The sequence below is a fragment of the Legionella impletisoli genome (genome assembly GCF_900639875.1).
Taxonomy (GTDB): domain Bacteria; phylum Pseudomonadota; class Gammaproteobacteria; order Legionellales; family Legionellaceae; genus Legionella_A; species Legionella_A impletisoli.
This window is the reverse complement of sequence record NZ_CAAAIA010000002.1, coordinates 300,617-327,236: the sequence shown is the minus strand read 5'-3', so window position 1 is coordinate 327,236 and position 26,620 is coordinate 300,617. Positions and strand designations below refer to the sequence as shown.

Sequence of the window (26,620 nt, the reverse complement as noted above, 5' to 3'; positions counted from 1 at the left end):
AAGCTATAGCCACACCACGTCATTCCTAGTAAAATATTGACCTAACTATTTTTTTAAGAGCACCGTATGTTAGAAGTAAATCAAGTTGTTCATACATTAGCTGATCTCGATGAGCGTGTGCATGCGCTTCGGGGGTATCTTTGACTTTGAAAAAAAGAGTGAACGCTTAGAAGAAGTTGAGCGTGAGTTAGAGTCTCCCACGATTTGGGATAATCCTGAACAAGCGCAAGCACTGGGTCGTGAACGAGCGCAATTAGAAGCTGTTGTGCAGCAATTAAAGCAGTTAGGTCATACGATTTCTGATCTGAAAGAATTGTTTGATATGGCACGTGCTGAAGACGATGAAACGGCTATCCATGATGTGGCTGAAGAAATGGCCGAAGTCGAGCGTCAAGTTGCTGCATTAGAATTTCGTCGTATGTTCTCAGGCAAAATGGATAATGCAAATGCCTTTTTAGATATTCAAGCCGGTTCTGGGGGAACCGAAGCTCAGGATTGGGCTGAGATGTTGTTACGAATGTATTTGCGTTGGGGTGAGCATCATGGGTTTGAAACGGAATTAGTAGAATGCTCCGCAGGGGATGTGGCTGGTATTAAAAGTGCTACTATTTATTTTAAAGGTGAATTTGCCTACGGTTGGCTTCGAACAGAAACGGGTGTTCATCGTTTGGTACGTAAATCTCCATTTGATTCAGGCAATCGTCGTCATACCTCGTTTGCAGCGGTATTTGTATCACCTGAAGTAGATGAAGACATTGAAATCGATATTAATCCTGCTGATTTGAGGATTGATACGTATCGTGCCTCAGGTGCTGGTGGACAGCACGTTAACCGAACCGATTCTGCCGTTAGGATTACTCACGAGCCAACCGGCACGGTGGTTCAGTGTCAAACGGATCGTAGCCAGCATAAAAATAAAGATCAAGCCATGAAACAATTGCGCGCAAAATTGTACGAGCTTGAAATGCAGAAAAAAAACAGCGAACAGCAAGCCTTGGAAGCCAGTAAGTCCGATATAGGCTGGGGTTCGCAAATTCGTTCTTATGTTTTGGATCAGTCTCGTATTAAAGATTTACGAACGGGTGTTGAAACCAGTAATACACAAGCCGTCTTAGACGGCGAGCTGGATCCATTTATTGAAGCGAGTCTTAAAGCAGGAGTAGGGGCAGAATGATAGAAGAACAGATAGAACAGTTAGATGAAAGTGAAGTCTATCAAATTCGAAAGCAAAAATTAGTTGATTTACGTGATCAGGGCTTTAATTATCCAAATCAGTTTCAACGTCAACATTTGGCACTAGAGTTAGTTGATCAATATGGCGATGAAAGTAAAGAAACATTGGCTGAAAAACACGTTAAAGTAGTCGTGGCAGGGCGTATTGTACTACGTCGTGTAATGGGTAAGGCTAGTTTTTTCCATATTCAAGATATGTCTGGTCGTATCCAAGTCTACGTTCGTCAGAACGAGATGCCGGAACTATATGAGCAGTTTAAACATTGGGATCTTGGCGATATCGTAGGTGTTCGGGGCGAATTATTTAAAACCAATACCGGTGAATTAACGGTGAATGCGGAGCATATTGAGCTCTTGACCAAATCATTGCGCCCACTACCCGATAAGTTTCATGGATTAGCTGATCAAGAAATGCGTTATCGTAAGCGCTATGTGGATTTAATTGCTAACGAAGAAAGTCGAAAAAATTTTTTAATTCGCTCTCGTTTAATCTCAGCATGTCGGTCGTTTATGGATCAACATCAATTTCTCGAAGTAGAAACCCCGATGATGCATCCAATTCCAGGCGGTGCATTGGCTCGCCCATTCATTACTCATCATAACACACTCGACATGCAAATGTTTTTGCGTATCGCACCGGAGTTGTATTTGAAACGTTTGGTGGTTGGGGGCTTTGAGCGCGTGTATGAAATTAATCGTAATTTCCGCAACGAAGGAATTTCTACTCGCCATAACCCTGAATTTACCATGATGGAATTTTATGAGGCCTATGCCACTTATCATGATCTTATGGATTTTACTGAAAAACTTATGCGCTTTTTATGTGATGAAGTGGTTGGTACTCGTATGGTAGCTTACCAAGATTTAGTCATCGACTTTGATAAACCGTTTGCACGCATGAGTATTCGTGAAGCCATTCTAAAGCATCATCCTGAAATTCGAGCGCAGCAACTTGAATCTATCGAAGCATGTCGTAGCCTGCTTGAACAATTTGGTTTTGATTATAAAGACACCGATGGCTTAGGCAAGCTGCAAATGATTCTTTTCGAAGAAAGCGTAGAACATCAATTGGTTCAACCCACCTTTATTACAGAATATCCAACGGAAGTTTCTCCTTTGGCTCGTCGTAATGAAGTAAACCCTGAAGTCACGGACAGGTTTGAATTCTTCATTGCCGGTCGCGAAATTGCAAACGGTTTTTCGGAATTAAATGATCCTGAAGACCAAGCCGCTCGTTTTCAAAAACAAGTAGAAGAAAAGGATGCGGGCGATTTGGAAGCGATGCATTATGACAGTGACTATATTGAATCGTTGGAATACGGCATGCCACCTACCGCTGGAGAAGGTGTTGGAATTGATCGTTTGGCGATGATCTTTACTAATTCTCCATCAATTCGCGATGTGATTTTATTCCCACATTTGAGACAAAATTAGAATGGTATTATCCCGACTTTAACTTCATAAGTCGGGATGAATCATAATTCTTTTCAGGATAGGATTGGAAGACTGTAAGTTATTGGAAGACTGTTTTGTAATGATTTCGTTTTCATTATTCTGAGTAACCCTATCTCGCAAGGCCTTACCCAGAATAATGTATGCTATTTACTCATCCCAGCTGAGTGTACCGCCGGCTTGATATTCAATGACCCGTGTTTCAAAGAAATTCTTCTCTTTTTTGAGGTCCATCATTTCACTCATCCATGGGAATGGGTTTTCTGCGCCTGGATATTGTTCAGGTAAGCCAATTTGTGCGAGACGGCGATTAGCAATGAAATGCAAATATTCCTCAAACATATCAGCATTCATACCTAAAATGCCATGCGGCATCGTGTCTTTGGCATATTGATATTCAAGCTCAACACCTTCTTTGATCATTTGCACCATTTCGGCTTTAAATTCAGGTGTCCATAAATGTGGATTTTCAATTTTAATCTGATTAATAACATCAATACCGAAATTCATGTGCATGGATTCATCACGCAAAATGTATTGAAATTGCTCTGAGGTTCCAACCATTTTATTGCGGCGGCCCATGGAGAGAATCTGAGTAAATCCAACGTAGAAGAAAATTCCTTCAAAGACCACATAAAACGCGATTAAATCACGCAATAAACGTTGATCATTTTCTGGTGTGCCCGTTTTAAACTCAGGATCACCCAGGCTTTGAGTAAAGGGCAGTGCCCAGGAGGCTTTGGTGGCAACCGATGGGATTTCTCGGTACATGTTAAATACCTCGGCCTCATCAAGTCCTAAGCTTTCAATAACATATTGATAGGCATGCGTATGCAACGCCTCTTCAAAGGCCTGACGTAATAAATATTGCCGACATTCAGGATTTGTAATGTGGCGATAAACAGCCAATACCAAGTTATTGGCGACTAACGAGTCAGCTGTTGAAAAAAATCCTAAGTTACGCTTAACAATGAGACGCTCATCTTCTGTTAAACCATTGGGATCATTCCACAAAGCTAAATCTGCGCTCATACTGATTTCATTGGGCATCCAATGGTTTGCACATCCAGTTAAATACTTATCCCATGCCCAGGTGTATTTAAAAGGGACCAACTGATTTAAGTCAGCGCGGCAATTAATGATTTTTTTATCATCCACATGGATGCGGCTAGCGCCCATTTCAAGTGATTCTAGGCCAGTAGCCCCAACCGATGGGGCAGAATCGAGTGATTGTAATTGTTCACTGGTCATTTGCATCTCCTTTATTGACACGCTTCGCAGTCAGGGTCGAGAATCGAACAAACCTGCGGAAGTGGTTCTGAAAGTTTAACAGCATTTAATGCACCATCCGTTACGGTTGACTTTTCTGCGTTGCTCGCGCCCACACTACGGAGGTAATAAGTCGTTTTTAAGCCCCGTACCCAGGCTAAGCGATACAAGGAGTCAAGTTTTTTACCGGATGGCTCAGCCATGTATATATTGAGTGATTGAGCTTGATCCAGCCATTTTTGTCGGCGAGATCCTGCTTCAACCAACCAGGATGGATCAATTTCAAAAGCAGTCGCATAGCGAGATTTTAACTCTTTGGGGATACGGCTAATGGGCTGTACGCTGCCATTAAAGTATTTTAAGTCATTAACCATCACTTCATCCCACAAGCCAAGTGCTTTCAGATCAGCGACAAGATAAGGGTTAACTACCGTGAATTCTCCTGATAAATTGGATTTTACATAAAGATTTTGGTAAGTCGGCTCGATGGATTGGGAAACACCACAAATATTGGAGATGGTTGCAGTCGGGGCAATTGCCATGACATTAGAATTGCGCATGCCTTCCGTGCGTACTTTAACGCGTAAAGACTCCCAATCTAAGCTTTGGGAACGATCTTGCTCTAAGTATTCACCCCGTGCTTGTTGAAGTAGGTTAATGGAGTCAATCGGTAAAATGCCTTTACTCCATAAGGATCCCTCATAGCTGGAGTAGCAACCACGTTCTTTTGCAAGCTCACATGATGCTTCAATGGCATAATAGCTAATCAATTCCATTGAGGTATCGGCAAAGCTTATTGCATCGTTTGACGCATAATCGATTTTTAGCTCATATAAAGCATCTTGAAAGCCCATTAAGCCCAAACCAATTGGACGATGTTTCAAGTTTGAGTTGCGAGCCTGGGGAACGGAATAATAGTTAATATCAATCACGTTATCCAGCATTCGTATGGCTGTTTTGATGGTTTTTTGCAGCTTTTTCTGATCAAGTTTGCCTTGTTGAATATGGGCAGGCAAATTAATGCTTCCTAAATTACAGACTGCAATTTCATCAATGGATGTATTTAGGGTAATTTCAGTACATAAGTTGGAGCTATGAATTACGCCTGCATGTTGTTGTGGTGAGCGCAAGTTGCACGCATCTTTAAACGTGAGCCAGGGGTGTCCGGTTTCAAAAAGCATGGATAACATTTTTCGCCAGAGCTTGGTGGCGGAAACGGTTTTCACATTGCGGATTTTGCCAAGACTCGCTTTTTCTTCATAATCAAGATAAAGCGCTTCAAACGATTTACCAAAGGCATCGTGTAATCCTGGGACTTCATCAGGAGAGAACAGCGTCCAATCGCTTTGCTCATGAACTCGTTTTAAGAATAAATCAGGGATCCATAACGCTGTGTTCATATCATGCGTACGGCGACGATCGTCTCCGGTATTTTTTCTTAATTCTAGAAATTCTTCTACATCACGGTGCCAGCATTCGAGGTAAGCACACACAGCACCTTTGCGCTTTCCACCTTGGTTAACTGCAATCGCTGTTGCATCCGCTACGTTTAAAAACGGTACAACTCCTTGTGATTTTCCATTGGTGCCTTTAATGTGAGAGCCCATCGCACGAACGGGTGTCCAGTCATTGCCAAGGCCGCCAGCAAATTTGGAGAGTAAGGCATTGTCTTTAATCGCACCATAAATACCATCGAGATCATCGGGAACGGTGGTGAGATAACAACTGGATAATTGTGGACGAACGGTTCCTGAATTGAATAGGGTTGGTGTTGAAGCCATATAATCAAATGAAGATAAAAGCGTATAAAACTCAATCGCTTTATTTTCTTTATCATCTTCACGGATAGCTAGCCCCATTGCGACACGCATGAAAAAGGCTTGCGGAAGCTCATAACGTACACCGTGCTCATGAATAAAATAACGATCATATAACGTTTGTAAACTCAAATACGTAAACTTCATGTCTCGTTCAGGCAATATTGCATTGGCAAGCTTATCGAGATCAAATTCTTTGAGTTTGGGATCAAGCATACCTTGTTCAATACCCTGCGCGATATATTGCTTGAAATAAGCTGGATAAAGCTTGGCCATTTCATCAAACGTGGCTTCAGCTTGCATGGCTAACTTACCAAGTGCTTCGGTTCGAAGACTATCTAATAACAAACGAGCACTCACGTAAGTATAATTGGGCTCTTTTTCTACTAATGTACGAGCCGCCATGATCAAGGCTTTATGAACATCTTCTAGACTGGCTTTGTTATATAGATTGCGTAACGCATCTTTAATGACTGGCTCGGCTTTCACATGAGCGAGTTCGCGACAAGCTTCGCTGACAATGGTTTCCACTCGTTTCATATCCAAAGGCACTAGCTCGCCATCGGGCATTGTGATCAATGGAACTTTATTATCCGATGCTTCTTTCTTAAGTTGCTCGGTTCGGGCTTTCCGTCGCTCTTCACGATAAAGCACATAGGCGCGCGCTACTTTATATTGACTGCTGCGCATGAGCGCTAATTCAACTTGATCTTGAATGTCTTCAATATGCATGGTGCCGCCACTGGGCAAGCGACGTTTAAATGCTTGGGTTATTTGCTTAGTTAAGTCATCAATTTGCTGATGAATGCGGTTAGATGCCGCTGCATTACCGCCTTCGACGGCAATAAAGGCTTTCGTAATGGCCACTTTTATTTTATTTTCATCATACTGAACGACTTTGCCATTACGTTTAATGGTTTTTAAAATACCAGGCGCGTTTGTATTCAATTCCAGTTGACTTTTTTGAGGTAATTCTTTTACCGGGTCGATAGTCTCTGACATGTTTCCTCCAAGGAAGATGAATATTGTCAACTACTTATGGCAATATTCCGGTAAGGTTGTTTTATGAAAACACAATATATAGTAATTCTTGCTGCTATATGTAACAAGATAATGTGTTTTGAAGAGAATTTCAATAGAATAACTCTGAGAATATTCTGTGGATAAAATGTGATTTTAAAGAATGAAACGGATTTTTATGAAGCGGGTTTTGAATTGTTCTTGTGGATAACAAAATTAATTATTTTATAATCCTAGGTCTTTTCTTCAGAAAAATAGGTTTGATATAAATTCAAGTAATAATCATCATTTTCCAGCTCGTAAAGTTGTTGGTTAAACTGATTAATTAAGTCGCTGTTTTTAGGCAAAGCAAAAATTCCCATGCCTTCACCAACTAGAGTCGGAGTGCCAATGATTTTAAATTGACCACCACCATTTTGTACCCAATAAAGAGCAGTCGATTCATGAACGAATGCTGCTGATATTTTGTTATTGGATAAAGCGTTTAAAATATCACCGATCCCATTAAAACTTACGACATCAAATTGACCCAAATAATGAGCTTTAAGGTAGTTATAAAATACCCCTCCATCTTGTCCGCCTTTCATCACGCCTACGGATTTTTTGTCCAAATCATTTAAGGTTTCAATCGTGCTTTGTTTTGAAACCATAAAGGTTCCTCGACTTAGTAGGTATGGAGTAGTGGAAATGAATCGATTTAAGCGATCTTCCGTGATGACAAGCCCTCCAATCGCGATATCAATGGATCCATCATCTAAAGCACTAAAGAGCTTATTTAAATCCATAGGAATTAATTGACAATCATGGTGCGTTCTACGGCATAGCGTTTGAATTAAATCAATATCAAAGCCTTCTTGTAAAGACATCACAAAGGGGGGGTAAAAATATAATGTTCCTACCTTGACCTGATCGGCAAAGCTTAAAGGAATATAAATGAACCAGAAGATGAATATAAATTTTAAGTAGTTCATCGTTTTTTTATTGAATAATTAAGATGTTTGTTTTTAATCATAGTTCACTTCTTAGATTTTGGATTAGGAAGGTGGGCAAAATCAAATCAGTTTAACGAGCCGTTTTAGATTGAATGCGTGGTTTTACAACGATGGCATCACTGACTCTGGAAAAACCATGTACATCCACGGCAAAGGAATTCATACTGGCTTTTAGCTGACTTGAACTCCCACCGTCTAAATTTAAGGCATCGATGCAATTTAATGGATCAGACTTCATCACCTCTGCCAACATGGTGGTAGTCATCGGGGTGTTATCGGTTACTAAGACAATGACCTTATCATCCGCTGTAATACCTAAGGCAGAACGTTCAGCTACACCGGGTTTGAGTGAGGGGATTTTGCCATCAATAATTAAGCGAGGCCCACTTTGCAGTGCAAAATCAGCTGATTTGACGGAAGGGAATTGGCGATGGGTTACGATATTAGGCTTTCCATCTTTGATATAAAAAATACCCCACCAACTAATGCGCTTTAATGGGTTTTGTTCTTTATGCCCGCCGATTCGTAATCCCAAGGGGTGAAATTTTCGGTCAAAAAATCCCCCATTCAGGGTGATGAGAGCATGACTAAACTCGGCAAACTCATCGACTGAAGCGTGTTGATAGGATAATTCACTGGCTAACACAATATCAAGTTCATTTTGTTTAGGATCAATTCGAAAAACATGAATATGGGCCCAAGGATTTAATAGACTTTCACCAAGATCCCAATACTCAATGCCAGGCGCTACTTCACGCCACTCTTCCGCTAATGCTACAGTGGACCAAAATAGAAGCAGGATTGGCAAGATAAGGTTTTTCAGCCATCGTTCACGAAGAGTTTGCCTTAGCATAGTTATCTTGTATCCTTAGTCTTTAAACTTACAATCCAACGGAACAACCATGGAAATATTAACGAAAAATAACAAGTCCACCCTCCCCAAGTCAACTCATGAGTTAAAGCAACTCATGCACCAAGTTTTGCAAAAGGCTAAAGATTTGGGTGCAACCGATGCGTCCGTATCGATTAATCATGATAGCGGATATTCGGTTGATGTCAGAATGGGTGAGGTGGAAACCGTCGAATTTAGTGAAGATAAAGGGGTTGGCGTAACGGTTTATCTTAATCGGCGAAAAGGTTCGGCCAGCAGCACCGATACCTCTTTGCAAGCTATTGAAGCAATGGTAGCAGCCGCTTATGATATCGCAAAAGTCAGCGCTGAAGACCCTTGTTTCGGATTGGCAGATAAAGCGCTCGTAAATAATGATTTGCCTGATTTAGATTTATATCATCCTTGGCCTTTAACGCCATCCGATGCTATTGAAAAGGTACTAGCCTGCGAGCATACGGCTCTGGGCCACGATAAGCGCATCACGAATTCCGATGGAGTTAACCTATCCACCTATGTTTTTCATCACGGATATGCCAATACAAATGGATGTGAAGCCGTAGTCAGCAGCTCACGCCATAGCGTCAGTTGTTCTTTGATTGCTAAGAAAGAAAATTCCATGCAGCGAGATTATGATTACACAACGGCAAGAGATAATGAAGATTTGCTGGATCTAAACCGTTTAGCTAATCGTGCGGCTGAAAGAACAGTAAGCCGGCTAGGAGCACGAAAAATTAAGACTCGAAAAGCCCCTGTTGTGTTTTCTTCTAGGCTGTCTCATGGATTATTTTCAACGTTTATCGCAGCGATAAGCGGCTCAAACCTTTACCGTAAAAACTCATTTCTTTTAAACGCGTTAGGACAACAGATTTTTCAAAAACACATTCGTATTTATGAACAACCTCATTTATTAAAAGGGTTAGGAAGTTCACCCATTGATGGCGAAGGGGTTCCAACGCGCAACAATGTAATGGTAGACCAAGGTGTTTTACAACAATACGTATTAGGCAGTTATTCCGCTAGAAAACTAGGATTAAAAACAACCGCGAACAGCGATGGGGTGTTTAATTTAACCATTGATCCTACTACACAAGGGTTAGAAGCCATTCTCAACAAAATGAATAGAGGCTTACTCGTGACTGAACTGATGGGACAAGGCATTAATATTCTAACCGGGGATTATTCAAGAGGGGCAAGCGGTTTTTGGGTAGAACATGGCGAAATTCAGTTTCCGGTTGAAGAAATCACCATCGCGGGTAATTTAAAAACAATGTTTCAATCGATTGAGGAGGTGGGTAATGACATCAATCCCAATGTGGCTACGCGTTGTGGCTCTGTCTTAGTTTCAGAAATGATGATTGCTGGTGATTAAGTTAGAATGAGAACCCGCGGGATCTCCGCGGGTTAATTCTATCGTTTAATTCTTATCTCTAAAAATAATACGACCCTTCGTTAAATCATAAGGGGTTAATTCCACTTTTACTTTATCGCCGGTTAAAATACGAATGTAATTTTTACGCATACGGCCTGAAATGTGTGCGGTGACAATGTGACCGTTTTCCAATTCAACACGAAACATGGTATTTGGAAGCGTGTCAATAACAGTACCCTGCATCTCAATATGATCTTCTTTGGCCATAGCTCTCCTAAAATATAAAAAAAACATCTATTGATTTTATCCGTTTCATAGGAAAAATCGTTAAATGGTAGATAAAAAATAATTATACGTGTGTAATAAGAAAGATCATACTCTAATGAGTGTAAAAATAGCTCCTACAGATAATCAAAGTATGATTTTTGTCCTTTAAGATGCAAATAGTGCCTTATTTTCGAAAAAATGGCAATCCTCATTGCGTCCGTTACACGGATGACTTAGCAAAAGCATCAAACGCGTCGTTTTTCCAACTTCCAATACGAGTCGGTTTTTTCAAGGAATTATTTAACCAAGCTAAATAATCATGTCTAGAAATGATGGTTGCCCCAAGGCTACTTAAATGATGCGTGGGTAATTGGCAATCAATAAAGTCAAAATTCCATATCTTTAATAGTTGGCTTAAATAAGAAAAGGCAAGTTTAGAGGTATCCCGTACTTTATGAAACATGGATTCACCAAAAAATACTCCTCCTAAGCTTAAACCATATAATCCACCCACCAGTTTTGTATCTTGCCAGACTTCAACCGAGTGCGCGTATCCTAATTCATGAAGTTTGATATAAGCGTTTATCATTTCAGGAGTGATCCAGGTACGATGTGTACGATCGGAGGTGGTAGCACAGGCATGTATTACAGCTGGGAATGCTGAATCTACGGTAAAGCAAAAGGGTTTTTTTAAGGATTTTTTTAAACTTCGCGAGCGCTTGAAAGAATCGGGAAGTAGAATCATTCGTGGATTGGGTGACCACCATAAAATAGGCTGGCCTGGTTCATACCAGGGAAAAATTCCAGAGCAATAAGCCTTCAGCAATCGTGGTGGGGATAAATCCCCACCAATCGCGATTAATCCCTGGTCGTCAAACTGTTTTGGATCAGGGAATGAATCATCCTGCTTACTCAGAATAACAGGCTGGATATTAGGTCCCCTTTATAGTTCGTTTCACGGCTAAAAACCAAGCTGATTAGCTCAAATTTTAGCTTGAGTTTGTTAAATAGAGCTTGCTATTCGCCTCACTAAAGCTAAAATTTGAGCACAATCATCTCAATTTTTAGCTCACGAAACGAATTATAAACAGGCCCTATTCCCCATTATCTAAAAATTTTTCAGCATCAAGCGCTGCCATACATCCAAATCCTGCGGAAGTAATGGCTTGACGGTACACATGATCGGCAACATCCCCACAAGCAAACACACCAGGAATATTCGTTGCCGTAGCCATACCTTCTAACCCCGAACGAATCTGAATATATCCATTTTTCATGGCGAGCTGATTTTCAAAAATGCCTGTGTTTGGAGTATGACCAATGGCAATAAATACCCCTTCTAAAGGCATTTCTTTGGCTTGGTCCGTTTCAAGATTTCGAATACGAATGCCTGTCACCTTCATATCATCACCCAGCACTTCCTCTAAGGTATGATTCCAAAGGATATCCACATTGCCATTTTTTTGTTTTTCAAATAATTTATCTTGAAGTATTTTTTCAGCGCGAAGTGAATCACGGCGATGAATTAACGTAACGGATGAAGCTAGATTTGAAAGATATAAAGCTTCTTCAACGGCGGTATTTCCACCGCCCACGACACAAACACGTTTGTTGCGATAGAAAAAGCCATCGCAGGTCGCGCAAGCAGAAACGCCTCGCCCTTGATAAGCTTTTTCTGAAGGTAGGCCTAAATATCGTGCAGATGCCCCGGTTGCAATGATTAAGCTATCACAGGTATAGCGCTCGGTATCACCTTGTAACTCAAAAGGCCGTTGTTGCAGGTTTACGTTTACTATTTCATCAAAAATAATTTTGGTGTTGAAGCGCTCAGCATGCGCTTGCATACGTTCCATTAATGCAGGACCCTGTAATCCTTCTACATCGCCTGGCCAATTATCAACGTCGGTTGTGGTGGTAAGTTGTCCACCAGGCTGCATGCCGGTTATGACGACGGGATGTAAATTGGCTCTCGCCGCATAAACAGCAGCCGTATAACCCGCGGGTCCTGAGCCCAAAATAATCAAACGATGATGGTTTGTTTCAGTCATGTTGTACACCTTGAAAAAGCCTAATTGGATACAAAGTTAATTCGGTTTTATGTTAAGATGACGATAGTATGATAAATCACGATGCATTAAAATACCTATGACCAATAAGCACAAAAGCAAAAGAGCAAGTGACTCTAAAGGCGCTATGCCTCATTATCTGGTAAAACGCATCAGCGAAGGCAGTTTTATTCTGGTTTTAACGTTAGCCATATATATGCTGCTCTCTCTTATGACCTATCGCCAGAATGATCCAGGTTGGACCCACAGCGCTACTCATTCATCTCACATTACCAATGCCGGTGGTCAAGTGGGGGCTTATATTTCGGATGGGTTGTATTTTTGCTTCGGATTTTTGGCGTTTTTAATCCCCGTGTGTTTTGCCTATGTTGGCTGGATAATTTTAAAAGATCACCGCGCTCTAAGAAAAGTGAACAAAGCCATGCTTATTGTGCGAACAGCCGGGCTTGTTTTTTTATTATGTGGCGGCTGTGGTCTTTTAGCGCTTGAGCTTAAAACCAAGACAAACACGTTAATGGGTTACACAGGCGGTATTGTCGGTGAGCTTATGGCCACCATACTTCGTTCTGCCTTTAACCCAGAAGGAGCTACACTATTATTAATGGCAATGCTCTTAGTGGGGATCACCTGGTTAACTGGCCTCTCCTGGGTGCTGACAACTGAGATGATCGGGCGCTTTACCCTCACTTTGGTCCACGGGTTGATTCGAATGATTATGGCTGCCATAAAGGCGCTTTCATTTTGGGGCAATCAAGCAAAAGAGACGTTTAATACTCGTTCGCATTCCACTCCAAGTGTTTCAAAACCAATTATTCGAAAACCAGAGAAAATTCCAACTGAGCCGCAGTTAGTCCAAGAACCAAAGCGGATAGAACCTTCACCTTCGGTTAAAGAAAAATCGGTTAAAAAGGTGGAGGTCATTCCTGGAATGCCGGCTTTAACCCTATTAAGTAAAGGTCAGCCTGGTAAACCGATGGGTGGATATACGCATCAAGAACTAGAAAACCTTTCACGTGATGTCGAGCAACATCTCTTAGATTTTGGTATTCAAGCGGATGTGGTTTCCGTTCACCCTGGGCCAGTTATTACTCGATTTGAGTTGCAATTAGCAGCAGGGGTAAAAGTTAGTAAACTCACAGCGCTCTCTAAAGATCTGGCTCGTTCCTTATCTGTTACCAGTGTGCGGGTTGTTGAAATTATCCCAGGAAAAACGGTCGTTGGACTTGAGCTGCCAAATCAAGATAGAGCAACCGTCTCGCTTTCTGAGGTTTTGTCAGCTGATGTCTATCAAAAGGCGCACTCACCTTTAACATTGGCCTTAGGGGTGGATATTGCGGGTCATCCCATGGTGGTTGATTTAGCAAAAATGCCTCATTTGTTGGTTGCTGGAACAACAGGATCGGGTAAATCCGTGGGTATTAATGCCATGATTTTAAGTCTGCTCTTTAAAGCCACTCCTGAGCAGGTGCGATTAATTATGGTTGATCCGAAAATGTTAGAACTATCCGTTTACGATGGGATCCCTCATCTCTTGGCCCCGGTGGTAACGGATATGAAAGAAGCAGCGAGCGCCCTACGCTGGTGTGTAGGGGAGATGGAACGACGTTATCGTTTAATGGCATCTTTTGGTGTTCGTAACCTGGCTGGTTTTAATGGAAAAGTGGCTGAAGCCAAAGCCAAAGGCGAGCCGTTAGTCGATCCATTATGGAAGCCCACGAATTCTGCCACAGAAGAATCGGCGCCGGAGCTAACGGCGCTACCTTACATCGTCGTTGTGATTGATGAATTAGCCGATATGATGATGGTGGTTGGTAAAAAAGTAGAACAATTAATCGCGCGCATTGCACAAAAAGCTCGTGCGGCTGGCATCCATTTGATTCTGGCCACTCAGCGTCCATCCGTTGATGTGTTAACGGGATTAATAAAATCCAACATTCCCACACGAATTTCGTTTCAAGTTTCTTCTAAAATTGATTCGCGAACCATATTAGATCAGCAAGGAGCGGAGCAATTATTAGGATATGGCGATATGTTATTCCTAGCGCCTGGTACGGGTGCGCCTTTACGCGTTCATGGCGCTTTTGTTGATGATAAGGAAGTGCATCGTGTCGCTGACGATTGGCGTGCTCGAGGTGTACCAGAATACATTGATGAAATTACACAAAATTCTGGCGACGGATTTGATGGTATACCAGGAGAGGAAGGTCAAGATACGGAAGAAGCGGATCCGCTTTACGATCAAGCGGTGGAGTTTGTAGTTGAAACCCGTAAAGCCAGTATATCTGCTGTTCAAAGACGATTCAAAATTGGTTATAATCGTGCAGCGCGGTTAGTGGAAGAAATGGAACGGACAGGACTTGTTGGTCCTTTAGAAGGCGGATTCCGTGACGTTTTAGTCAATTCCATTGACGATTAAATCGAACGATTACTATACGTCTACTATAATCAATAATCGATTAAACGCGAGACGTCTAAATGGTCTATCTTAATAGAAATCAGAATAGGAATTGACATCATGCGAAAATTAGCTCTTGTTCTATTATGTGTGGTGATGCAACAAGCATATAGCAATGAAGCCAGTGCGGTATTACAAAAAAAACTCAACGCAATTCACACTATGAGTGCTTCCTTTAAACAAGTTGTCCAAGCTAAAAAAAGGCAGCTTTCCAGTTCATCAGGAACCATGGCATTGTCACGTCCTGGTCGTTTCCGATGGGATACTAAAGAACCTATGGCCCAACTCGTTGTGGCGGATGGTGCTAAACTTTGGATTTATGATAAAGAGCTAGAGCAAGTGACCGTGAAAAAGCAGCAAAAAGGAATTGGTGGCACTGCTGGGTTATTCTTAAGTGGGTATGACAATACAGTGGCGCGTGATTTTGAGGTGGACGAAAAAACCAAAGGAAATGAATCTCTCTTTGATTTGAAAGCAAAATCCAGCAAAGAAAATTTTCAGCGCGTTAAGCTCACCTTTTCTGGGGATAAGCTAAAAACCATGGAAATGTTTGATCAACTTGGACAACATACGATTGTGCGTTTAAGTAATATCAAGGTAAACCCCGGATTAAAGACTTCATTATTTAAGTTTAAAATTCCCAAAGGTGTGGATGTGGTTAAGCAATGACATCATCGCCTGATTCAAAAGGACTACCCCTTGCCGAACGGATGAGACCGGCTCAACTTGAAGATGTGCTTGGTCAGAATCACTTACTAGGCCAAGGAAAACCCTTGCGTCTCGCCTTTGAATCAGGCAACCCATATTCCATGATATTCTGGGGCCCACCGGGTGTTGGGAAAACAACACTTGCAAAACTAACTGCAAACGCCTTTGATTGCGAATGGATTGCGCTCTCAGCCGTATTTTCCGGTGTCAAAGATATTCGAGCTGCGGTGGAATCGGCTCGGTCTTATCAAGCAAAAGGTCGGCATACCATTTTATTTATTGATGAAATTCATAGGTTTAATAAGGCACAACAAGATGCGTTGTTGCCCTATACTGAATCTGGGTTACTGACTTTCATTGGGGCGACCACTGAAAATCCTTCTTTTGAAATAAACAATGCATTGCTTTCTCGAGCAGAAGTGTATGTTCTCAAGTCTTTAGATGATGAAGCGCTCCATCAATTAATGCAACGAGCTTTGAGTCGCTATCTTTTGCATTTACATTTTGAAGAAGGCACCGAAAAAGCAATTATTCATTATGCCGATGGGGATGCGCGCCGATTATTAAATGTATTGCAACAAATTAATAATGCCGCTACTGCACAGGGTAAAACGTGTATTGATAAAGAATTCGTCGTAACCACACTTACTCATAGTACTCGCCAATTTGATAAGGGTGGTGATCAATTTTACGATCAAATTTCAGCCCTTCATAAGTCTGTACGTGGTTCAAATCCTGATGCGGCATTGTATTGGTTATGTAGAATGCTTGATGGCGGAGTGGATCCTCGCTATTTAGCAAGACGAATTGTTCGCATGGCTTGGGAAGATATTGGACTAGCGGATCCCAGAGGCATTCAAATCGCCCTTGATGCAGCAAAGACATATGAACGACTCGGATCACCAGAAGGAGAGCTTGCCCTAGGGCAGGCTGTTATTTATCTTGCCGTTGCTGCCAAGAGTAATGCTGGCTATAAAGCCTTTAATCAAGCCATGGCTTTTGTAAAACAGGATAAATCTCGCGCCGTTCCCTTGCATCTTCGGAATGCACCAACTGCCTTAATGAAACAATTGAACCATGGTAAAGAATATCGTTATGCTCATGATGAGCCACACGGTTATGCAGCAGGAGTTAATTATTTTCCCAATGAGATGAATCCACCTCATTGGTATCAACCTGTTGCTCGAGGTTTGGAAAGCAAAATTGGTGAAAAAATGGATTTTTTGCGGAAGTTAGATGAGCAAGAATAAAAATAATCACATATTACCCTTACTAAAAGCTGGTTGGATGATTCTGGCGGTGGCGGTGATCCTTCTTGCAATATTCTTTAGCTTGTTCAGGGCGATGACACCATGGGCTGAGCATTATAAAGGTGATATTGAAAAACATTTAACCAAGTTAGTTGGCCACCCCGTTCATATTCAAGCGATGGAAACCAGCTGGTATTGGTTTGAACCGGTTTTGAAATTAGATAAAGTCACTATCACCCAAGCGAATCAACCGGTTTTAAAGCTCGACAAGCTCTTAGTCGGTATTAATCTCTTTAGCTCGTTATGGCACTGGCAGATTCAGCCAGGAATTTTGTACATCGAGGATTTAAATCTTAATATTCATGAGATAGATCATCACTGGATTGTTGATGGGCTAGGAATAGGGCAAGAAAGCGTTCACTTTGATTCAGATGCGTTTTTACCTATTCTTGGTTGGCTTTTAGCCCAACAAAAAATTATGTTAAACCATGTTTCGGCTTTGGTTCATCTTCAAGATGGTTCGCTCCTTCCCATAACGGATTTAAACTTAAGCATCATGAATCGCTCCGGCCGTTATCGCATGAAGGGAAGTGCGAGATTAGCTCAAACTAGACCAACTGAGCTTAGGTTATTAGGGGATATGCAGATTAATGTTTCTAATTTGAGCCGATCCAAAGGAGAGATTTATATATCGGTGACCGATTTACTTCCCGCGCAATGGCAATATTTTCTTCCCCAAAAAACGTATCGCATCGATGGGGGGGAAGGAGATATTGAATTTTGGATCGATTTAGCTAAAGGAGGCGTTAAGCTTATTCAGTCGAAACTTTCGTTTGATCATTTAGCGTGGACTGAAACCTTAAACAATCAAAGTCATTTTTTGCAGACTCTTGAAGCAAACCTAGCATGGAAGCCGATTGATGATGGATGGCAGCTTTCAGGCGATCAAATTAAAATTCAAATGGCGGGTAAACATTGGCCTGAAAACAAACTCTTAATCAAATATCGTACGTCAGTTGATGATTTTAATCTCTATCTGAAAACCATCGACATCGAATCTTTGTTTAGCGCAGGAATTACTTGGCCTACTTCTTTAAAGCCTATAGCATTAGCCAGGCCATTCGGTACACTGCACGATACTGAGATCCATTTTCTAAATCATAAGATTAATTTTTTCTTAACTCGATTTTCTGATCTTGGATTCAAAGGGAGCAATAAACTACCTGGCATCGATCATCTAGCTGGGGTGCTTAATTGGCAACCTGATCAAGGCCGATTGGAAATGGATTCAAACGCCATTTTTGTGCATATTCAAGATAAACCACCCATTCTTTTTTCAAACCTGAATACGGCTATTGATTGGAAAGAATTGAGCCATGGATTACGAATCAGCTTAGATAGGTTTGTCTTAACCCGACCCGATTTGGTAATGAGTGCCGAAGGTCAGTTAGATGAAGCATTAACCGAACCTAAGATCAATTTAGAAGGATTATTTTCAGCACAAAATGCACAACAATGGTTTGACTATATTCCACATGGGGTCTTGAAAGATAAATTAGAGCATTGGCTAAAAAAAGACATTAAACAAGTTGGGAAAGCCACTGGGCGCATCATTGTAAATGGTCCTTTAAAGGATTTCCCTTTTGATAAACACGATGGAACATTTACCATTTCGTCCATTTTAAGTGAAGTCGATTTATATTTTAATGAACAGTGGCCTCTATCAAAACATATAGATGCCTTTTTAAAAGTAGATAAACGATCGCTTGAAGCGGATGTGATCAAGGCCGATTTATCGGGTGTGGAAGTTGAGAATTTGAATTTACGAATGGATGATATTGGTTATGATCATGAAACGTTACTCATTCACAGCAAAAGCGATGCAAAAGCAGAAGACTTAATGGCTTTTGTGCGCGCTTCTCCACTTAAAAAACGTCTTTCAAAGCTTAAGATGCTGGATTTGATGGGCCCAATGGGTGTGGAATTACGATTAGAAATCCCTCTATATCCAGGAAATGATCCTGTTTTGGCAAGAGGTGAATTGACTTTTTTAGATAATAAAGCGGTTTTTCATCATCCAGCAGCGGATATAGAATTAGATGCTATAGCAGGCCATCTTGAGTTTGATGAACATGGCATCACCGACAGTGCCTTAAACGCTCGTTTAATGACGGATCCAGTTGATATTCGCATTAAATCAGTCAGAACCACTAAACCTTATACCGAAGTTCAACTGAATGGCCATACGACCATAGAATTGCTTAAAAATAAATTAAATTTGCCTTTATTTTCTTTATTAAAAGGGCAGCTAGATATTGCAGCCTTGTTCACCATTACCGATGATCCCAATGATTTGGATCATATTGAGCTGAACTCCTCTTTAGCTGGAGTCGCGGTTGATTTGCCGAAACCACTTGGGAAATCAGCGACAGAGCGCTCTAAGTTAAAGGTTGCAGTGGATTTTAATCCTGAAAAAGCGCTTCATATTGATGTAGATTATAACCAACGCGCTAGAGCTAATTTATGGTTTAATCGTTCGCAACAAGGGTTTTCTCTTCATCACGGCGAAGTCAGAGTGGGTCATGGGCGCGCGAGTACGAAGAATCTGAACGGGGTTCAAGTCGTGGGTACGTTGCCTGAGTTGGATGTTAAAGCCTGGCAGGAAACATTCCAAAAAATGCCGACTAATGCTTCATCTCCGAGTTTAATGGATTGTATTAATTTCATTGATTTAGAATTAGCGTCCCTTCATGCTTGGGGAAGAACACTCCATGATTTAACCATTAGGGCAAGCAAAGCAAATTTTAGTGACTGGACCATTAAATTAAAACAGCCTCACTTCATGGCGAATTTGTTTTATCAGAAAAAAAATAACTTACTCAGCGGGCATTTTGATTATCTGCATTTGCCAAAATTTAATGCCCCCCCTAAACCGGAGTCGCTCAATAAAGTAACCCTTTTACCTGAGCAGATCCCAAATCTAAATTTAACCATTAATGATCTACAACTCGGAGCTTTAGACTTAGGCAATGTGATTATCAAAGCCAATAGCTCTAAAAATCATTGGAATCTAGAGTATTGCAAATTAATTTCATCGGCGTATCAAATGACGCTTCAAGGTGATTGGACTCGTAACCATAATCACAGTAAAACAACCATCAAAGCAGGATTAAAAATATCGGATTTAGCTCAAGCACTTAAACAATGGAATGCATCTCCAGCGGTCGAGGCGCAACAAGGAGAAATTTTATTTAAAGGGGGGTGGGATGCTCCTGCATATGATGTTTCATGGAACAAACTTGCTGGGAATTTGTCCATACAATTACGTAATGGCCGAATCACTAAATTAAGCTCTGAAACCGAAGAAAAGATTGGATTAGGGAAACTGCTCAGTATTTTAAGTTTACAAACCATTCCTCGCCGTTTAACCCTTGATTTTAGCGATTTAGCTAAAGGTGGGTATAGCTTTGATGTATTCATGGGTAATTTTTCTGTAAAAAATGGTGTGATGAGTACCTCCGATAGCTATATTGATGGCCCAGTCGCCTATGCAAGCATTAAAGGTGATCTGGATATCATCAAGCAACTGTATGATCTTAATCTGCAAGTTATGCCGCACATTACCGCGAGCTTACCAGTTGTTGCAACCATTGCAGGTGGACCGATTGCAGGGATCGCCACCTGGGTGGCCAGCAAAATAATAAATCATGGCATGCAAAAAATCAGCAGCTATACTTATAAAGTAACAGGACCATGGTTTGATCCGGTCGTGCAGCAAGTGAGTATAGAAAAACAAAAAATGCACGATTAAATATTGGGATTTAAAGGACAACACAAAACAAGGATCCGATATGTTTTTGAACTTAATAAAGAAATATTGGAATGTTAGCCTATTAAAAACTTCTCCCGAAGAAACGCCATATTCTAAATTACTACTGGGATTGGGGGCGTTTGTTTTCTTTCTGGTTGTTGCAAGCCAGTGGGGATTAATTCAAACCGATATTGAATTAAGCCTTTTAAACATAATTCTAGCTGGAGTTCTTTTACTTTTTTCTTATTCGTTCTATACGTTTATTTTATTAGCAGCCTTCAAACTTAAAGAGCGTTTTATTCAGACACTAACCTGCCTTTTTGCAACGCATACCATTGTTCATATTTTTGCTTATCCCTTGTTGGCGGCAACCCCGTTTTTAACGCAAGCAGACTCCCCATCAACAGGGGTATTTCTTTTAAGTTTTGTTTATTTACTGTTTACCATCATCCTTACGGCTTGGCAGTTGATGATCACAGTGTTTATTTATAAAAAGGCACTGAATATTGACACGTTACCGGGTATACTGGCTACCATTGGGTTGTTTGCAGCGAATATCTTGTTGGTATCTTTTGTTCGCTAGTCACTTCACTGATACTAAACGCTGTTATACCCTCAGGTTTTCATTCGAATTAAGTACTCATTCTGGATAACATGATGCATTTACATATTTTAGGCATTGGCGGCACATTTATGAGCGCACTGGCTATACTCGCTCGTGAAGCAGGATTCGAAGTCACTGGAAGTGATACAAATTGTTATCCTCCGGTCAGTGATTTATTAAATGCTAAAAAGATTCATTTGGTTGAGGGATATGAAGACAGTGAGCTCGCGCTTAAAGCAGATTGCGTGATTGTTGGTAACGCAATCCGGCGAGGGATCCCCATCATTGAAGACGTTTTAAATGCTGGGAAACCTTATTATTCCGGGCCTCAATGGTTAGCTGAGCATATCTTATCAAAATATAGAGTGATTGCTGTAGCAGGAACTCACGGTAAAACCACCACCACTTCGATGCTTGCTTATATTTTACATCATGCAGGCTGTAAGCCAGGTTTTTTAATTGGAGGAGTCGCTCCAAATTTTGATACCAGCGCAAGACTTGGGAAAGGGGAGTGGTTTGTTATAGAGGCGGATGAATATGACAGTGCTTTTTTTGATAAGCGCCCTAAATTCATGCATTATCGTCCTGAAATGGCGATTTTAAACAATTTAGAATTTGATCATGCGGATATTTATCCCGATCTTGCTGCAATTCAACAACAGTTTCATTACTTGTTACGAACCATCCCTGGAAAAGGGGCAGTATTGAAGCCACGTGATGATGAGGCTTTAAATGAGGTTCTGGAAAAAGGATTATTTTGTAAGACAGAAGCCTTAGCTTTACAAGGCGATGCGACCTGGCGAGCTGAACTTTTAGAAGACAGTGGGCAACGCTTTCGAGTTTGGCATCTTGGCAAGGCCATTGCAGAAGTTAGCTGGCCGCTAATAGGTCAATTTAATGTGGAAAATGGCTTAGCTGCCATGGCAGCGAGCATACATGCTGGGGTTAAACCCGAGGTGGCAGCTCAAGCATTAAGCGAATACATTCCTCCCAAACGTCGGTTGGAGGTTAAAGGAAGTCAACATAATATTACTGTTTATGATGATTTTGCTCATCATCCAACAGCCATTGGCAAAACCATTAAAGCGCTGAAAAACAGCCGTCGTCATCAACGCATTTTGGTGGCTCTAGAATTTGCTTCTTATACCATGAGGATGGGAGTGCATGCTGGCGAAATGGCATCAGCTTTACAAGGAGTAGATAGCTTATATGCACTAAATCCCAAAGACTTTGATTTAGCACCGTTCACGAGAGATTGGAATTTCCCATACCAATTATCACCAGATACCCCTACCATTGTAGATCTGATTAGTCAGGAAGCAATGCCTGGCGATGCCATTTTAATCATGAGTAACCGCGGTTTCGATGGCATTCATCAAAAAATAATCGACCGCATCGACCATCGATTTAAATAACCGCAGCTACTACTAGATTTTGTTGTTACAGAAGAAAGGTTGTTGGCTAAGGAAATACAATAACCTTAGTCCGCTTTAATCTGTAACGTATCGTCTTTATAATCCACTACAATCCGCTCACCGGGTTTAAACTGACCCGTTAAAATTGATTGGGCTAGAGGATTTTCTAGCTGTTGTTGTATGACACGCTTTAACGGTCTTGCGCCATAGACGGGATCAAACCCTGCTTCAGCTAGATAATCAAGCGCTTTTGGTTTTACTTCTAAGGTCATGTTTTGTTCTTTTAAACGCTGTTTTAAATGTTCAATCTGAATGGAAGCAATGTCTGCAATTTGCTCTTTCGTTAAGGCATGGAATACCACGCTATCATCAATCCGGTTAATGAACTCGGGTCTAAAATGCTGGCGAACCTGCTCCATGACCGCTTCTTTAATTTCTTTGTAATCAAGCTTACTGCTCATATCTTGAATTAAATGCGAGCCAATATTAGACGTCATCACAATCACAGTATTACGAAAATCAACCGTTCTGCCTTGGCCATCTGTTAACCGCCCATCATCTAACACTTGCAAGAGAATGTTAAACACATCGCTGTGGGCTTTTTCAATTTCATCCAAGAGAATGACGGAATAAGGTCTTCTTCGAACCGCTTCTGTTAAATAACCGCCTTCTTCATAGCCCACGTAACCTGGAGGAGCACCGATTAAGCGAGCAACCGAATGCTTTTCCATAAATTCTGACATATCAATACGAACCATTGCATCAACGGTATCGAAAAGAAAAGCGGCTAAAGCTTTGCAAAGTTCTGTTTTACCAACTCCTGTTGGGCCTAAAAAGAGGAAGGAGCCGATCGGACGATTGGGATCTGAAAGTCCTGCACGGGAGCGACGTATCGCATTGGAGACGGAATCTACGGCTTCATCCTGCCCGATGACACGTTTATGCAATGCTTCTTCCATATGCAATAATTTTTCTCTCTCCCCCTCAAGCATTTTCGAAACGGGGATCCCAGTCCACTTTGAAACCACTTCCGCTACTTCTTCTTCAGTGACTTTATTGCGAACCAACTTAGTTTCTTTGGGCTCTTCTTCGCTGACTTCTTTTAATTGTTTTTCAAGCTCTGGAATGCGCCCATATTGTAGTTCCGACATACGGGTTAGGTCGCCAGCCCGTTTGGCGGTTTCTAATTCAATTTTAGCTTGCTCTAATGCTTCTTTTATATGAGTCGCACCTTGTAAGGCTGCTTTTTCAGCTTTCCAAATTTCTTCTTGATCAGAATATTGTTTTTCTAATTCCTGGATGCTTTCTTCCAAGTCCTCTAAGCGTTTTTTTGAAGCTTCATCGGTTTCCTTTTTGAGTGCTTCTCGTTCAATTTTTAATTGGATTAAACGACGGTCTAACTTATCTAAGCTTTCAGGTTTTGAATCAATTTCCATACGGATCTGACTGCCCGCCTCATCAATTAAGTCAATGGCCTTATCAGGCAATTGTCTATCGGTAATATAGCGTTGCGATAAGGTCGCTGCTGCGACAATGGCCGGATCGGTAATTTCAACCCCATGATGCACTTCATAACGTTCTTTTAAACCTCGAAGTATGGCGATGGTGTCTTCGACGGATGGCTCTTCTACAAGGATTTTTTGGAATCGTCGTTCAAGGGCCGCGTCTTTTTCAATATATTGTCGATACTCATCCAACGTAGTTGCCCCAATGCAATGAAGTTCACCGCGAGCTAATGCGGGCTTTAACATATTGCCAGCATCCATTGCGCCCTCGGCTTTTCCAGCACCAACCATGGTATGCAATTCGTCAATAAATAAAATAATTTGGCCTTCTTGTTTGGCTAAATCATTCAATACGCCTTTTAATCGCTCTTCAAATTCGCCGCGAAATTTTGCACCAGCGATTAATGCGCCCATGTCTAAAGAAAGTAGGCGTTTATTCTTTAATCCTTCAGGCACTTCACCATTGATAATTCGTTGCGCTAATCCTTCGACAATCGCTGTTTTACCAACACCAGGCTCTCCAATTAGAACAGGATTATTTTTCGTACGCCGCTGCAGAACTTGAATGGTGCGACGAATCTCATCATCACGACCAATCACAGGATCAAGCTTACCTTGCTCGGCACGTTCGGTTAAATCAATGGTGTATTTTTCTAAGGCTTGGCGTTGCTCTTCAGCATTGGGATCAGTAACTTTTTCACCACCACGGATTTCTTCAATCGCTTTGTCAATCGCGACTTTATTGGCTCCGGCTTGTTTTAAATATTTAGCCAAATTCCCATCTTCTTCCATTGCGGCTAAAATGAATAATTCACTGGATATAAAATTATCTTTTCTTTTTTGAGCGAGTTTATCGGTTAAATTTAAGAGCCGATTTAATCCATTAGAAATATGAATTTCACCGGCTGTTCCTTCTACTTTAGGTAATTGATCCAGCGCTTGATCAATGGAGGTTCTTAATTGAGAAAGATTAACGCCTGCTTTCGATAATAAAGGTCTAACACTGCCGCCTTCTTGATCCAATAAGGCTTTCATTAAATGCTCTGGCTCGATAAAACCATTATCTCTTCCGAGCGCTAATGATTGAGCATCCGCTAAAGCCAGCTGAAATTTTGAGGTGAGTTTATCCATGCGCATAATTGTTGACCTTATTGTTATTCGAAGTCTTACTTTAACCCCAGTTCAGAGTTTTTATGCTTTATAAACCGCGCCAAATCAACGATTACTTCGTTAAAATCAAATAAAAATGCTCGAATTAGCTCTGCTAGTCCTGCGCTTTTTATTTGATTTTGCCTCGTACTCCTTGATTTTGCTTGTTTATAAAGCATAAAAACTCCGAACTGTGGTTACTTTATGATTGCATAAAAACTTATTTAAGCGGGAAATGTATTTTTAATTATAGTACTTTTGTAATTCCGCTATTACTCACGTAAAATGGGGGTTATTTAGGATAAAATCAAGACTAAGCCATGACAAAAGATGATTCTTCTATCAACACTTCTGATTCGCAAGCGCTATTAAACAAAGTGGTTCTTGAATACATGCGTGAACAACGTCGAAAAAGAATTTGGCGTTGGATCATGCGCGGTGCGATTTTTATATTAGTTATTTGGTTTTTGTACCAAGCTATCTCCGTTCGTGGCGAATCCATTATGGAACGAACAGAGCCTCATGTTGGGCTGATTGATTTGAAGGGAACCATTTTTGAAAATGAGCTAGCCAATAGCGATAACTTCGTTAAAGGCTTAGAAAAAGCCTATGATAATAAAAGCATGAAAGCCTTAATTATTCGAATAGACAGCCCAGGAGGTAGCCCTGTTCAAGCCGATTATATGTATAATGCTCTTCGATACTATCGTGAAAAAAACCCTGAAGTAAAAACGTATGCAGTGTGCGTGGACGCCTGTGCTTCTGCTGCTTACTACGTAGCTGTGGGTACTGAAGAAATTTATGCGAATCCATCCAGTTTAGTCGGCTCTATTGGTGTTTTGTATAATGGCTTTGGATTTGTGGATGCCATGCAAAAGCTAGGCATTTCGCGAAGACTTTATACCTCTGGAAAATATAAAGGCTTTATGGATCAATTCTCTCCTGTTCAGCCTAATTCCGAAGAGTTTCTTAAAAAAATGCTCGATATCATTCATCAGCAATTTATTGACGTGGTTAAAGAAGGCCGTGGTGATCGTTTAATGATTGATGATCAAACCTTTTCAGGCTTATTCTGGACTGGGGTTCAAGCTAAAGAACGTGGCTTAATTGATGGCTTTGCAAGCAGTGGCCAATTAGCTCGCGAAGTGATTAAAATTGATAAGGTAGTGGATTACACTTATGAGGAATCGGTTTTAGAGCGTGTGGCTAAAAATATTGGCACCGCAATGGCCGATCAACTTCCTCAAAGCTTAGGCATGAAACCTGGGTTACGATAACAACTCCTTTCCTCGTGCATCTCGATTTTTTTGCCATCTTGCTGCGGTTATGGCCGCAGCATTGTTTTT

Annotated in this window: 19 protein-coding genes; 10 read left to right on the top strand and 9 right to left on the bottom strand. The window is 41.2% G+C overall.

What is annotated here, in order from left to right:
• Nucleotides 1–66: 66 nt before the first annotated feature.
• Nucleotides 67–1,174, top strand: a protein-coding gene (gene prfB / locus E1O41_RS03725; RefSeq protein ID WP_131775969.1) for a peptide chain release factor 2 whose coding sequence is annotated in 2 segments (ribosomal slippage) — nucleotides 67–141 and nucleotides 143–1,174 — 1,107 coding nt in all. Because the reading frame shifts where the segments join, the coding sequence is not laid out codon by codon here.
• Nucleotides 1,171–2,667 carry a lysine--tRNA ligase gene (gene lysS, locus E1O41_RS03720; protein WP_131775968.1) on the top strand — a complete coding sequence of 499 codons (1,497 nt, stop codon included), beginning with the start codon at nucleotides 1,171–1,173 and terminating at the stop codon, nucleotides 2,665–2,667. Before prfB ends, lysS begins: the two co-directional genes overlap by 4 nt.
• A 168-nt stretch (nucleotides 2,668–2,835) precedes the next feature.
• Here the strand turns inward: lysS and E1O41_RS03715 are convergent, their stop codons facing one another.
• The 4 genes from E1O41_RS03715 to E1O41_RS03700 all read right to left on the bottom strand — a co-directional run bounded on the left by E1O41_RS03715 (nucleotide 2,836) and on the right by E1O41_RS03700 (nucleotide 8,636).
• A complete protein-coding gene (locus tag E1O41_RS03715) occupies nucleotides 2,836–3,936 on the bottom strand; it encodes a ribonucleotide-diphosphate reductase subunit beta (RefSeq protein WP_131775967.1) in 1,101 nt (366 codons plus the stop codon).
• An 11-nt stretch (nucleotides 3,937–3,947) separates the two neighbouring features.
• Nucleotides 3,948–6,773 carry a ribonucleoside-diphosphate reductase subunit alpha gene (locus tag E1O41_RS03710; RefSeq protein WP_131775966.1) on the bottom strand — a complete coding sequence of 942 codons (2,826 nt, stop codon included), beginning with the start codon at nucleotides 6,771–6,773 and terminating at the stop codon, nucleotides 3,948–3,950.
• Nucleotides 6,774–7,024: 251 nt separating this feature from the next.
• A complete protein-coding gene (locus tag E1O41_RS03705; protein WP_131775965.1) occupies nucleotides 7,025–7,762 on the bottom strand; it encodes a transporter substrate-binding domain-containing protein in 738 nt (245 codons plus the stop codon).
• 91 nt (nucleotides 7,763–7,853) lie between these two features.
• Complete coding sequence (locus E1O41_RS03700; protein ID WP_131775964.1) at nucleotides 7,854–8,636, bottom strand: phosphodiester glycosidase family protein; 783 nt, start codon at nucleotides 8,634–8,636, stop codon at nucleotides 7,854–7,856.
• Between the two features lie 49 nt (nucleotides 8,637–8,685).
• Between E1O41_RS03700 and pmbA the strand changes: the two genes are divergently transcribed.
• On the top strand, nucleotides 8,686–10,044 hold the full coding sequence (pmbA, locus tag E1O41_RS03695) for a metalloprotease PmbA (protein ID WP_131775963.1): 1,359 nt from the start codon (nucleotides 8,686–8,688) through the stop codon (nucleotides 10,042–10,044).
• A gap of 45 nt (nucleotides 10,045–10,089) precedes the next feature.
• On the opposite strand, the gene infA is transcribed toward pmbA, so the two are convergent.
• From infA to trxB, 3 genes are all read right to left on the bottom strand, one after another.
• Nucleotides 10,090–10,311 carry a translation initiation factor IF-1 gene (gene infA, locus E1O41_RS03690; RefSeq protein ID WP_025386155.1) on the bottom strand — a complete coding sequence of 74 codons (222 nt, stop codon included), beginning with the start codon at nucleotides 10,309–10,311 and terminating at the stop codon, nucleotides 10,090–10,092.
• 220 nt (nucleotides 10,312–10,531) lie between these two features.
• The gene (gene aat / locus E1O41_RS03685) at nucleotides 10,532–11,230 is read right to left on the bottom strand and encodes a leucyl/phenylalanyl-tRNA--protein transferase (RefSeq protein WP_373288386.1); all 699 of its coding nucleotides are present in this window, start codon (nucleotides 11,228–11,230) and stop codon (nucleotides 10,532–10,534) included.
• 175 nt (nucleotides 11,231–11,405) lie between these two features.
• Nucleotides 11,406–12,359, bottom strand: coding sequence for a thioredoxin-disulfide reductase (trxB, locus tag E1O41_RS03680; RefSeq protein WP_131775961.1), 954 nt, complete (start codon nucleotides 12,357–12,359; stop codon nucleotides 11,406–11,408).
• Between the two features lie 97 nt (nucleotides 12,360–12,456).
• On the opposite strand from trxB, the gene E1O41_RS03675 reads away from it, so the two are divergent.
• The 6 genes from E1O41_RS03675 (at nucleotide 12,457) to mpl (ending at nucleotide 22,620) form a co-directional block, all read left to right on the top strand.
• Nucleotides 12,457–14,793, top strand: a complete 2,337-nt coding sequence (locus E1O41_RS03675; RefSeq protein ID WP_131775960.1) for a DNA translocase FtsK — start codon at nucleotides 12,457–12,459, stop codon at nucleotides 14,791–14,793.
• A 99-nt stretch (nucleotides 14,794–14,892) separates the two neighbouring features.
• Complete coding sequence (gene lolA / locus E1O41_RS03670; RefSeq protein ID WP_131775959.1) at nucleotides 14,893–15,501, top strand: outer membrane lipoprotein periplasmic chaperone LolA; 609 nt, start codon at nucleotides 14,893–14,895, stop codon at nucleotides 15,499–15,501.
• Nucleotides 15,498–16,790, top strand: a complete 1,293-nt coding sequence (locus E1O41_RS03665) for a replication-associated recombination protein A (protein ID WP_131775958.1) — start codon at nucleotides 15,498–15,500, stop codon at nucleotides 16,788–16,790. Before lolA ends, E1O41_RS03665 begins: the two co-directional genes overlap by 4 nt.
• Entirely contained in the window at nucleotides 16,777–20,601 is a 3,825-nt protein-coding gene (locus tag E1O41_RS03660) for a YhdP family protein (protein ID WP_131775957.1), read from the top strand. Before E1O41_RS03665 ends, E1O41_RS03660 begins: the two co-directional genes overlap by 14 nt.
• Nucleotides 20,602–20,641: 40 nt before the next feature.
• The gene (locus E1O41_RS03655; RefSeq protein WP_131775956.1) at nucleotides 20,642–21,184 is read left to right on the top strand and encodes a hypothetical protein; all 543 of its coding nucleotides are present in this window, start codon (nucleotides 20,642–20,644) and stop codon (nucleotides 21,182–21,184) included.
• A 74-nt stretch (nucleotides 21,185–21,258) separates the two neighbouring features.
• Complete coding sequence (gene mpl / locus E1O41_RS03650; RefSeq protein WP_131776030.1) at nucleotides 21,259–22,620, top strand: UDP-N-acetylmuramate:L-alanyl-gamma-D-glutamyl-meso-diaminopimelate ligase; 1,362 nt, start codon at nucleotides 21,259–21,261, stop codon at nucleotides 22,618–22,620.
• 65 nt (nucleotides 22,621–22,685) lie between these two features.
• Here the strand turns inward: mpl and clpB are convergent, their stop codons facing one another.
• Together clpB and E1O41_RS11715 are read right to left on the bottom strand one after the other, a co-directional pair.
• Complete coding sequence (gene clpB, locus E1O41_RS03645; protein ID WP_131775955.1) at nucleotides 22,686–25,262, bottom strand: ATP-dependent chaperone ClpB; 2,577 nt, start codon at nucleotides 25,260–25,262, stop codon at nucleotides 22,686–22,688.
• 29 nt (nucleotides 25,263–25,291) lie between these two features.
• On the bottom strand, nucleotides 25,292–25,453 hold the full coding sequence (locus E1O41_RS11715; protein ID WP_165481094.1) for a hypothetical protein: 162 nt from the start codon (nucleotides 25,451–25,453) through the stop codon (nucleotides 25,292–25,294).
• A gap of 141 nt (nucleotides 25,454–25,594) precedes the next feature.
• Here E1O41_RS11715 and E1O41_RS03640 point away from each other — a divergent pair, with 141 nt between their 5' ends.
• Entirely contained in the window at nucleotides 25,595–26,551 is a 957-nt protein-coding gene (locus tag E1O41_RS03640) for a S49 family peptidase (protein ID WP_131775954.1), read from the top strand.
• Nucleotides 26,552–26,620 lie beyond the last annotated feature (69 nt).

Coding starts and splice junctions, on each gene's coding strand:
- E1O41_RS03710 (WP_131775966.1), bottom strand. CDS start 6,773: ATGTCAGAGACTATCGACCCGGTAAAAGAATTACCTCAAAAAAGTCAA.
- E1O41_RS11715 (WP_165481094.1), bottom strand. CDS start 25,453: ATGCTTTATAAACAAGCAAAATCAAGGAGTACGAGGCAAAATCAAATA.
- E1O41_RS03675 (WP_131775960.1), top strand. CDS start 12,457: ATGACCAATAAGCACAAAAGCAAAAGAGCAAGTGACTCTAAAGGCGCT.
- lysS (WP_131775968.1), top strand. CDS start 1,171: ATGATAGAAGAACAGATAGAACAGTTAGATGAAAGTGAAGTCTATCAA.
- lolA (WP_131775959.1), top strand. CDS start 14,893: ATGCGAAAATTAGCTCTTGTTCTATTATGTGTGGTGATGCAACAAGCA.
- E1O41_RS03660 (WP_131775957.1), top strand. CDS start 16,777: ATGAGCAAGAATAAAAATAATCACATATTACCCTTACTAAAAGCTGGT.
- E1O41_RS03640 (WP_131775954.1), top strand. CDS start 25,595: ATGACAAAAGATGATTCTTCTATCAACACTTCTGATTCGCAAGCGCTA.
- E1O41_RS03715 (WP_131775967.1), bottom strand. CDS start 3,936: ATGACCAGTGAACAATTACAATCACTCGATTCTGCCCCATCGGTTGGG.
- E1O41_RS03705 (WP_131775965.1), bottom strand. CDS start 7,762: ATGAACTACTTAAAATTTATATTCATCTTCTGGTTCATTTATATTCCT.
- infA (WP_025386155.1), bottom strand. CDS start 10,311: ATGGCCAAAGAAGATCATATTGAGATGCAGGGTACTGTTATTGACACG.
- clpB (WP_131775955.1), bottom strand. CDS start 25,262: ATGCGCATGGATAAACTCACCTCAAAATTTCAGCTGGCTTTAGCGGAT.
- E1O41_RS03700 (WP_131775964.1), bottom strand. CDS start 8,636: ATGCTAAGGCAAACTCTTCGTGAACGATGGCTGAAAAACCTTATCTTG.
- trxB (WP_131775961.1), bottom strand. CDS start 12,359: ATGACTGAAACAAACCATCATCGTTTGATTATTTTGGGCTCAGGACCC.
- pmbA (WP_131775963.1), top strand. CDS start 8,686: ATGGAAATATTAACGAAAAATAACAAGTCCACCCTCCCCAAGTCAACT.
- E1O41_RS03655 (WP_131775956.1), top strand. CDS start 20,642: ATGTTTTTGAACTTAATAAAGAAATATTGGAATGTTAGCCTATTAAAA.
- E1O41_RS03665 (WP_131775958.1), top strand. CDS start 15,498: ATGACATCATCGCCTGATTCAAAAGGACTACCCCTTGCCGAACGGATG.
- mpl (WP_131776030.1), top strand. CDS start 21,259: ATGCATTTACATATTTTAGGCATTGGCGGCACATTTATGAGCGCACTG.